Source organism: Actinacidiphila sp. bgisy145 (assembly GCF_057708125.1).
On the sequence record NZ_JBYIRL010000005.1, the window covers coordinates 237,757 to 246,578 of the forward strand.

9 protein-coding genes are annotated in these 8,822 nt (G+C 72.0%); all 9 read left to right on the plus strand.

Features of this window, described 5'->3' with window-relative positions; genetic code table 11:
* Positions 1 to 12: 12 nt before the first annotated feature.
* The 9 genes from sufD to AC3ERT_RS07255 all read left to right on the plus strand — a co-directional run bounded on the left by sufD (position 13) and on the right by AC3ERT_RS07255 (position 8,724).
* Entirely contained in the window at positions 13 to 1,194 is a 1,182-nt protein-coding gene (gene sufD / locus AC3ERT_RS07215; protein WP_435173222.1) for a Fe-S cluster assembly protein SufD, read from the plus strand.
* 8 nt (positions 1,195 to 1,202) lie between these two features.
* Positions 1,203 to 1,520 carry a non-heme iron oxygenase ferredoxin subunit gene (locus tag AC3ERT_RS07220; protein ID WP_335974141.1) on the plus strand — a complete coding sequence of 106 codons (318 nt, stop codon included), beginning with the start codon at positions 1,203 to 1,205 and terminating at the stop codon, positions 1,518 to 1,520.
* Between the two features lie 7 nt (positions 1,521 to 1,527).
* On the plus strand, positions 1,528 to 2,292 hold the full coding sequence (gene sufC / locus AC3ERT_RS07225) for a Fe-S cluster assembly ATPase SufC (RefSeq protein WP_335973450.1): 765 nt from the start codon (positions 1,528 to 1,530) through the stop codon (positions 2,290 to 2,292).
* A 23-nt stretch (positions 2,293 to 2,315) separates the two neighbouring features.
* Positions 2,316 to 3,566 (plus strand): cysteine desulfurase, encoded by a 1,251-nt coding sequence (locus AC3ERT_RS07230; protein ID WP_435129808.1) that lies wholly within the window; start codon positions 2,316 to 2,318, stop codon positions 3,564 to 3,566.
* Between the two features lie 13 nt (positions 3,567 to 3,579).
* Positions 3,580 to 4,035 carry a Fe-S cluster assembly sulfur transfer protein SufU gene (gene sufU / locus AC3ERT_RS07235; RefSeq protein ID WP_435173223.1) on the plus strand — a complete coding sequence of 152 codons (456 nt, stop codon included), beginning with the start codon at positions 3,580 to 3,582 and terminating at the stop codon, positions 4,033 to 4,035.
* The gene (locus AC3ERT_RS07240; RefSeq protein WP_335973444.1) at positions 4,032 to 4,391 is read left to right on the plus strand and encodes a metal-sulfur cluster assembly factor; all 360 of its coding nucleotides are present in this window, start codon (positions 4,032 to 4,034) and stop codon (positions 4,389 to 4,391) included. Before sufU ends, AC3ERT_RS07240 begins: the two co-directional genes overlap by 4 nt.
* Positions 4,392 to 4,678: 287 nt before the next feature.
* Entirely contained in the window at positions 4,679 to 5,401 is a 723-nt protein-coding gene (locus AC3ERT_RS07245; RefSeq protein WP_435173225.1) for a DUF4232 domain-containing protein, read from the plus strand.
* A 188-nt stretch (positions 5,402 to 5,589) separates the two neighbouring features.
* A complete protein-coding gene (locus tag AC3ERT_RS07250; RefSeq protein ID WP_435173227.1) occupies positions 5,590 to 7,263 on the plus strand; it encodes an MGH1-like glycoside hydrolase domain-containing protein in 1,674 nt (557 codons plus the stop codon).
* A gap of 138 nt (positions 7,264 to 7,401) precedes the next feature.
* Complete coding sequence (locus tag AC3ERT_RS07255; protein ID WP_335973430.1) at positions 7,402 to 8,724, plus strand: ricin-type beta-trefoil lectin domain protein; 1,323 nt, start codon at positions 7,402 to 7,404, stop codon at positions 8,722 to 8,724.
* Positions 8,725 to 8,822: the final 98 nt, after the last annotated feature.

Genomic DNA, 8,822 nt, shown 5'->3' on the forward strand with positions numbered 1-8,822 from the left:
AGCAGTACAGCTATGGCCGAGAACACCCCTGCGGGCAGCACCACGGACGGTGCCATCACGGTGGGGCAGCCGACCGAGCAGCCCGCCGACGCCCGGGTCAGCGCCGCCCCGTCGTACGACGTGGCCGACTTCCCCGTGCCGACCGGGCGCGAGGAGGAATGGCGCTTCACGCCGCTGGCCCGGCTGCGCGGCCTGCACGACGGCACCGCGGAGGCGACCGGCTCGCTGCGCGTCGAGGTGACCGCGCCCGAGGGCGTCACCGTGGAGACCGTGGACCGCACCGACCCGCGGATCGGCAAGGCCGGCAAGCCCGTCGACCGGGTCGCCGCCCAGGCGTTCAGCGCCTTCGAGAAGGCGTCGGTGGTCAGCGTCCCCAAGGACACCGTGCTCACCGAGCCGGTCCGGATCGCCGTGCACGGCGAGGGCGGCGTCTCTTACGGCCACCAGGTCGTGGAGGTCGGCGCGTTCGCCGAGGCGGTGGTGGTGCTGGACCACACCGGCGACGCCACGCTCGCGGCGAACGTCGAGTTCCTGATCGGCGACGGCGCCAAGCTCACCGTGGTGTCCGTGCAGGACTGGGCCGACACCGCGGTGCACGCCGCCCAGCACACCGCGCTGATCGGCCGCGACGCCGCCTTCAAGTCCGTCGTCGTCACCTTCGGCGGGGACCTGGTCCGGCTGCACCCGCGGGTCGTCTACGGCGCCACCGGCGGTGAGGCCGACCTGTTCGGGCTGTACTTCACCGACCGCGGCCAGCACCAGGAGCACCGCCTGTTCATCGACCACGACACGCCGCACTGCCGGTCGAACGTGGCGTACAAGGGCGCGCTCCAGGGCCAGGACGCGCACGCGGTGTGGATCGGCGACGTGCTGATCCGGGCCGCGGCCGAGGGCACCGACACCTACGAGCTGAACCGCAACCTCGTCCTCACCGACGGCGCCCGGGTCGACTCCGTGCCGAACCTGGAGATCGAGACCGGCGAGATCGTCGGCGCCGGACACGCCTCCGCGACCGGCCGGTTCGACGACGAGCAGCTCTTCTACCTGATGAGCCGCGGCATCCACACCGAGGACGCCCGCCGCCTGGTGGTACGCGGCTTCTTCGGCGAGCTGGTCCAGCAGATCGGGCTGCCCGACCTGGAGGAGCGGCTGATGGCGAAGATCGACGCGGAACTGGAGGCGGCGGTCGGATGACCAACACCGTGCCCTTCACCCGCGCCTGCGCGCTCAGCGAGCTGACCGACGACACCCCGCACCGCGTCGAGATCGACGGCGTGCCCGTCTCGGTGGTCCGCACCGAGGGCGAGGTGTTCGCGATCAACGACATCTGCTCGCACGCCAACGTCTCGCTCTCCGAGGGCGAGGTCGAGGACTGCCAGATCGAGTGCTGGCTGCACGGCTCCAGCTTCGACCTGCGCACCGGCAAGCCCTCCGGGCTGCCCGCCACCCGGCCCGTTCCCGTATACCCCGTCAAGATCGTTGGGGACGACGTGCTCGTCTCCGTCACCCAGGAGTCCTGAGTCACCCATGGCCACGCTTGAAATCCGCGACCTGCACGTCACCGTCGAAGCCGACAACGCCACCAAGGAGATCCTCAAGGGCGTCGACCTCACGGTGAAACAGGGCGAGACCCACGCCATCATGGGCCCCAACGGCTCCGGCAAGTCCACCCTGGCCTACTCGCTGGCCGGGCACCCCAAGTACACCGTCACCGGCGGCAGCGTCACCCTCGACGGCGAGGACGTGCTGGCGATGACCGTCGACGAGCGGGCCCGGGCCGGCGTCTTCCTCGCCATGCAGTACCCGGTCGAGATCCCCGGGGTCTCGGTCTCCAACTTCCTGCGCACCTCCGCCACCGCCATCCGCGGCGAGGCCCCCAAGCTCCGCACCTGGGTCAAGGAGGTGAAGGAGACCATGGAGCACCTGCACATGGACCCCTCCTTCGCCGAGCGCAACGTCAACGAGGGCTTCTCCGGCGGTGAGAAGAAGCGCCACGAGATCCTCCAGCTCGAACTGCTCAAGCCCAAGGTCGCGATCCTCGACGAGACCGACTCCGGCCTCGACGTGGACGCCCTGCGGATCGTCTCCGAAGGCGTCAACCGGGTCCGCGAGCAGGGCGAGGTCGGCACCCTGCTGATCACGCACTACACGCGCATCCTGCGCTACATCAAGCCCGACTTCGTGCACGTCTTCTCGGCCGGCCGGATCGTGGAGTCCGGTGGCGCCGAGCTCGCCGACAAGCTGGAGGAAGAGGGCTACGAGTCCTACGTGAAGGGTGGCGCTGCCGCGTGACTTCCCCCTCGTCGATCGGCAGGGTGCCGGCCGGCCTCCTCGACACCGAGGCGATCCGCAAGGACTTCCCGATCCTGGACCGCCAGGTCCATGACGGCCGCCGCCTGGTCTACCTCGACAACGCGGCCACCTCGCAGAAGCCCCGCCAGGTGCTGGACGCCCTCAGCGCCTACTACGAGCAGTCCAACGCCAATGTGCACCGCGGCGTCCACGTGCTCGCCGAGGAGGCCACCGCGCTGTACGAGGGTGCCCGCGACAAGATCGCCGCCTTCGTCAACGCACCCAGCCGCGACGAGGTGATCTTCACCAAGAACGCCTCGGAGTCGCTGAACCTCGTGGCGAACATGCTCGGCTGGGCCGACGAGCCCTACCGCGTGGACAGCGACACCGAGATCGTCATCACGGAGATGGAGCACCACTCCAACATCGTGCCGTGGCAGCTGCTGTCGCAGCGCACCGGCGCGAAGCTGAAGTGGTTCGGCCTCACCGACGACGGCCGGCTGGACCTGTCGGACATCGAGCAGGTCATCACCGAGAAGACGAAGATCGTCTCCTTCGTGCTGGTCTCCAACATCCTCGGCACCGTGAACCCGGTCGAGGCGATCGTCCGCCGGGCCCAGCAGGTCGGCGCGCTGGTCCTGATCGACGCCTCGCAGGCCGCCCCGCACATGCCGCTGGACGTCCAGGCGCTCGGCGCGGACTTCGTCGCCTTCACCGGCCACAAGATGCTCGGCCCGACCGGCATCGGCGTGCTGTGGGGCCGCCAGGAGCTGCTGGAGGACCTGCCGCCCTTCCTCGGCGGCGGCGAGATGATCGAGACCGTCTCGATGCACTCCTCCACCTACGCGCCCGCGCCGCACAAGTTCGAGGCCGGCACTCCGCCGATCGCGCAGGCGGTGGGCCTGGGCGCGGCGGTGGACTACCTCAACGCCCTCGGCATGGAGAACGTCGCCGCCCACGAGCACGCGATCACCGAGTACGCGCTCGCCCGGCTGCGGGAGGTGCCGGACCTGCGGATCATCGGCCCGACCACGGGCGAGGACCGCGGCGCCTCGATCTCCTTCACGCTCGGCGACATCCACCCGCACGACGTCGGCCAGGTACTGGACGAGCAGGGCATCGCGGTCCGGGTCGGCCACCACTGCGCCCGCCCGGTGTGCCTGCGGTACGGAATTCCTGCGACCACCCGGGCGTCGTTCTATCTGTACTCCACCCCGGCCGAGGTCGACGCCCTGGTCGAGGGCTTGGAGCAGGTCCGGAACTTCTTCGGCTGATGGCGGTGCTGCTGTGAAACTCGACTCGATGTACCAGGACGTGATCCTGGACCACTACAAGCACCCGCACGGCCGCGGCCTGCGCGACGGCCAGGCGGAGGTGCACCACGTCAACCCCACCTGCGGGGACGAGGTCACCTTGCGGGTGCGGCTGGACGGCTCCGTGATCGGGGACATCTCGTACGAGGGGCAGGGCTGCTCGATCAGCCAGGCCAGTGCCTCGGTGCTCAACGAACTGCTGGTCGGCAAGGAGATCACCGAGGCGCGGAAGATCCAGGAGACCTTCCTGGAGCTGATGCAGTCGCGCGGCCGGATCGAGCCGGACGACGCGATGGAGGAGGTGCTGGAGGACGCGGTCGCGTTCGCCGGCGTCTCCAAGTACCCGGCGCGCGTGAAGTGCGCCCTGCTGAGCTGGATGGCATGGAAGGACGCCACCGCCCAAGCGCTGGCTGAAGGGAAGCCCGCATGACCGACAACGCTGTGTCCCCCGCGGTGCCCAACGGCCTGAGCACCACCCCGGCCTCCGAGGAGGAGGTGCGCGAGGCGCTCTACGACGTCGTCGACCCCGAACTGGGGATCGACGTGGTCAACCTCGGCCTGATCTACGGCATCCACATCGACGACACCAACGTCGCCACGCTCGACATGACGCTCACCTCGGCGGCCTGCCCGCTGACCGACGTCATCGAGGAGCAGGCGACCACCGCGACCGAGGGCATCGTCCGCGAACTGAAGATCAACTGGGTCTGGATGCCGCCGTGGGGCCCGGACAAGATCACCGACGACGGCCGCGAGCAGCTGCGCGCGCTGGGCTTCAACGTCTGACGGACCCGCTGGGTCCCCGGCTGCCACGACGGGCGGCCACCGCGTACGGACGCGGTGGCCGCCCGTTGCCGATGGCGTTGCCGGTGCCGAGGCCGCCGGGTGCTGCCGGTGGTGCCGGTCGGACGGTATGCGTGGCGTTCGTCGGAGGAATGTCGCGGCGGGTGACCCGTTGTGTCCCTGCGGGGTAACAGGACCCGGACGGCTGCTGACATGGCGAATCTGTGGGTACACGATCAGCACAGAGGCACACACGAGCCTCAGTGACCGCACAGGAAAGGGCAAGGGCCATGCGCACCAGGACCGTCAGGACCGGAACCCTCGTCGTCATGCTCGCCACCGCCGGCCTCGCGCTCGCGGCCTGCGGGCCCGACGACAGCAACGCGTCCGACTCCTCCTCGGCCTCGTCCTCCGCCACCGCCTCGGCGCCGTCCGGGACGGCCACCGTGCCCAACGACGACTCGGCGGGCGGCACCGCGAACCCGGCCACCACCGGCGGCGGCACCGGCACGAGCGGCAGCGGCGGCACGAGCGGGTCGAGCGGCGGCAGCGGTACGGGCGGTGCCACCGCGTCGGCCGGCACCACCGTGGCCGGCTGCGCCACCAGCCAGCTCAAGGCGACCACCGCGAACTTCTCCAACGGCGCCGGCAGCACCGGTTTCCAGATCGTCTTCCAGAACACCGGCTCCTCGCCCTGCACCCTGTCCGGCTACCCCGGGGTGTCCTTCGTGAAGTCCGGTGGCACCCAGCTCGGCAAGGCCGCCCAGCGCACCGCCGACACCCCCGCCACCCGGGTCACCCTGATCCCGAACGCGCACGCCTACGCCGACGTCGTCACCGTCAACGGCCAGGCGGGCTACTCCGCCGCCCAGTGCGACCTGACCTCTGTGCCGGCCCTGCGGGTCTACCCGCCCAACCAGAAGGCGTCGCTGGACCTGCCCTGGAACAAGCAGGAGTGCGTCGGCTCCTCGGTCCAGAACCTGCGGGTCGGGCCGGTGCACAGCAACAAGTAGCCGGCGCGGCCGGGGCCCGGCCGCCGGGCCCTGGGTGCGCAGCGGTGCTGCCGGACCCCTTGGCGGGTGTCAACGCGGGCTGCTAGCTTCCACGGTGACACTTTGACAACGTTGCCAACACTGGTCACGTTCCGGCACGCCGACCGGGCGCCGCTGCCGCGCACCCGGAGGCGAGAGGAGTGGACGCCATGGAGTCGGGTACGTCGGCGCGGGAACCGGGACGCGGAGCGCCGCCCGAGGCGGCGCACCCCACCAGACGCGGCGTTCTGGGCACGGCCGGCACCGGGGTGGTGGCGGGCGCGCTCGCCGCGGCCGGCCTCGGCGGCCTCGGCACCGTGCAGGCGCACGCCGACTCCCCGGCGCGCGGCGGCACTTCGGCCGGCAGCGGCGGCGGGCGGATCGGGTACACCCTGCCGGAGGTGGCCTTCGGCGACACCGCGACCCAGCAACTGCTGGGCACCGCCTACGAGTCGGCGCTGACCGACCTGTTCGGCATCAACACCGCCTACGCCGACCCGGCCACCTATGACGCCGCCGGGCTGGTGACCTATCCCAGCGGGTCGTTCGTGCGGGCCGGCGGCGGCTACCCCTCGCCGCAGCGGTGGACGCGCGACGCGGCGGTCAACGCCTGGAACGCGACGAGCCTGCTCGCGCCGGTGATCGGCCGCAACACGCTGTGGGCCGTGGTGGACCGCGGCGACGACGGCCTGGTGGTGCAGCAGGACAACCAGTGGTGGGACCAGGTGGTCTGGGTGCTCGGCGCCTGGCACCACTACCTGGTCACCGGTGACCGGGAGTTCCTCGCCGACGCCTACCGCACGGCCGCAGGCACGCTCGCGATCCGCCGGGCGAAGAACTTCGACACCGCCCTCGGCCTCTACCGGGGCCCGTCGTTCATGAACGACGGCATCGCCGGCTACCCGGCCCCGCCGTGGACCGCCGGCGTCGACTCCTCGTTCGTGCTGGACTACCCGCACACCGACGAGTTGATGTGCCTGTCCACCAACTGCCTCTACTACGGCGCCCACCGCGCGGCCGGCGACATGGCGCAGGCGCTCGGGCACCCCTCCGAGGCCGCCGCGCACCGGGCTGCCGCAGGGGCCGTACGGGCCGCGATCGACACGCACCTGTGGCGCGCGGACGCGGGCACGTACGGGTACTTCGTGCACGGCGGGGACGCGCTGTCGGGCCGGCTGGACACCTCCCAGGAGGGCGCGGGCCTGGCGTTCGCGGTGCTGCTGGGGGTGGCCGACGCCGCCCGGGCGGCGCAGGTGGTGGCCGGTGCGCACTGGCAGCCGCACGGCATCGTGAACGTGTGGCCGCACTTCGACCGGTTCAGCGATGCCAAACCCGGCCGCCACAACGTCACCGTCTGGCCGATGGTCCACTCGATGTTCGGGCACGCCGCCGCCGTCGCCGGGCAGGTGGACCTCTTCGCCCGGGCCGTGCGGGAACTGGCCGCCCTCGTGCAGGGCAGCGGCAACAGCTTCTACGAGCTGTACGACTCGAACTCCGGTGCCGTGGACGGCGGTTGGCAGACCGGCGGGGACGGCACCCAGAGCCACTTCACCTCGCAGCCGGACCAGGCGTGGTCGGCGACCGGCTACCTGCGGATGATCCTCGCCGGGCTGTTCGGGGTGGACTGCACCGAGCAGGGGCTGCGCCTTTCGCCGACGCTGCCGGCCGGCTGGGGACCGGCCACGCTGCGCGGGCTGCCGTACCGCGCGGCGACCGTGGACGTGGTGCTCAAGGGCGCCGGCGCCCGGGTGCGCGCCTGCACGGTGGACGGCCGCCGCGCCGCGCCGCTGCTGCCGGCCGGCGCCACCGGGCACCACACGGTGGAGATCACCCTCGGCGGCTGACGGCCGCCCACCCTTCTCCCGCGCACCGGGTGCCCGACGTGCCCCGGTACGCGGCGAGTTCAGCCGCACACAGCACAGCGCGCAAGCGTGCAGGTCCTCGGAGCCGCGGCACCGCGGCTCCCCACGGTTGGAGGTGGCATGGGAACTTCTCAGGAGAACGGAAGGGCGGCGGCCGGGTACCGGCGGGTGTGGATGCCCGCCGGTATCGCCGCGGCCCTGGCGGCGACGGCGGTGTTCCTCGCGCCCGCCGCGTTCGCCGGCACGTCGGCGACGCCGTCGGCGGGGCGGGCGGTGGCCGCGGCGGCGGGCACCGCGGGACTGGACTACGTGTCGATGGGCAGCTCGTTCGCCGCGGGGCCGGGCATCCCGCCGACCCAGACCAGCACCGGCGCGTCGGCCTGCGCCCGGTCGCAGAACAACTACGCCAGCGTGGTGGCGCGGGACATCGGCGCGAACCTCACCGACGTCTCGTGCAGCGGGGCGACCACGGCGAACGTGCTCACCACCGACCAGGCCGGGCAGCCGCCGCAGGTCGACGCGGTCACCAGCGCCACCAAGCTCGTCACCGTCACCATCGGCGGCAACGACGTGGACTACCTGGGCAGCATCGACGCCTACTCCTGCCAGACCAGCGGTGGTTCGAACTGCGGCAGCGTCGACCAGGCGTCCATCGACTCGACCTTCGGGGTGCTGGCCGGGCGGCTGGAGAACGTGGTCACCGCCATCCACGCCACCGCGCCGCAGGCGAAGGTGCTCTTCGTCAACTACTTCACCATCCTGCCGGACTCCGGGGTGTGCACCGGGGTGCCGCTCACCTCCGACCAGGCCGCCTACGAGCGCAGCATCGCGACCCGGCTCGCCGCCGCGACGGCGACCGCCGCCTCGGCGACCGGCGCCACGCTGGTGGACCTGGCCGCCGCCAGCCACGGCCACGACGCGTGCGCCTCCGTGCCGTGGGTGGAGACGTACACGCCCGCGGCCGGCCGTTCGCAGTACCACCCGAACGAGGCCGGGATGAACGGGGCGGCCGCGCTGGTGGAGTCCGCGCTCGCCGCCGCCGGTCAGACCGTCACCGGCCCGGTCGACGCCGGCATCGCGGGCAAGTGCCTGGATGTCGCCAACTCCGGTACGGCCAACGGCACGCATGTGCAGCTGTGGGGCTGCAACGGCACCGGCGCGCAGAAGTGGACGGCCGTGCCCGGCGCGGGCGGCACGCTGCGCGCGCTCGGCGGCTGCCTGGACGTGAGCGGCAGCGGCACCGCCGCCGGCACACTGGTGCAGCTGTGGCAGTGCAACGGCACCGGCGCGCAGCGCTGGCTGCCCGGCGCGAACGGCTCGCTGGTCAACCCGGAGTCCGGGCGCTGCCTGGACGACCCGAACGCCACGACGGCCGACGGCACCCAGTTGCAGATCTGGGACTGCAACGGCACGGCCGCGCAGAGCTGGACCCTGCCGAGCTGACGTCGATCTGACATCCGGTCAACTCATGTCGGCCCAGCGCTGACGAAAGGGGCCGGGGGGGGGGGGGGGGGGGGGGGGGGGGGGGGGGGGGGGGGGGG

Coding starts and splice junctions, on each gene's coding strand:
- AC3ERT_RS07240 (WP_335973444.1), top strand. CDS start 4,032: ATGACCGACAACGCTGTGTCCCCCGCGGTGCCCAACGGCCTGAGCACC.
- AC3ERT_RS07255 (WP_335973430.1), top strand. CDS start 7,402: ATGGGAACTTCTCAGGAGAACGGAAGGGCGGCGGCCGGGTACCGGCGG.
- AC3ERT_RS07245 (WP_435173225.1), top strand. CDS start 4,679: ATGCGCACCAGGACCGTCAGGACCGGAACCCTCGTCGTCATGCTCGCC.
- sufD (WP_435173222.1), top strand. CDS start 13: ATGGCCGAGAACACCCCTGCGGGCAGCACCACGGACGGTGCCATCACG.
- sufC (WP_335973450.1), top strand. CDS start 1,528: ATGGCCACGCTTGAAATCCGCGACCTGCACGTCACCGTCGAAGCCGAC.
- AC3ERT_RS07250 (WP_435173227.1), top strand. CDS start 5,590: ATGGAGTCGGGTACGTCGGCGCGGGAACCGGGACGCGGAGCGCCGCCC.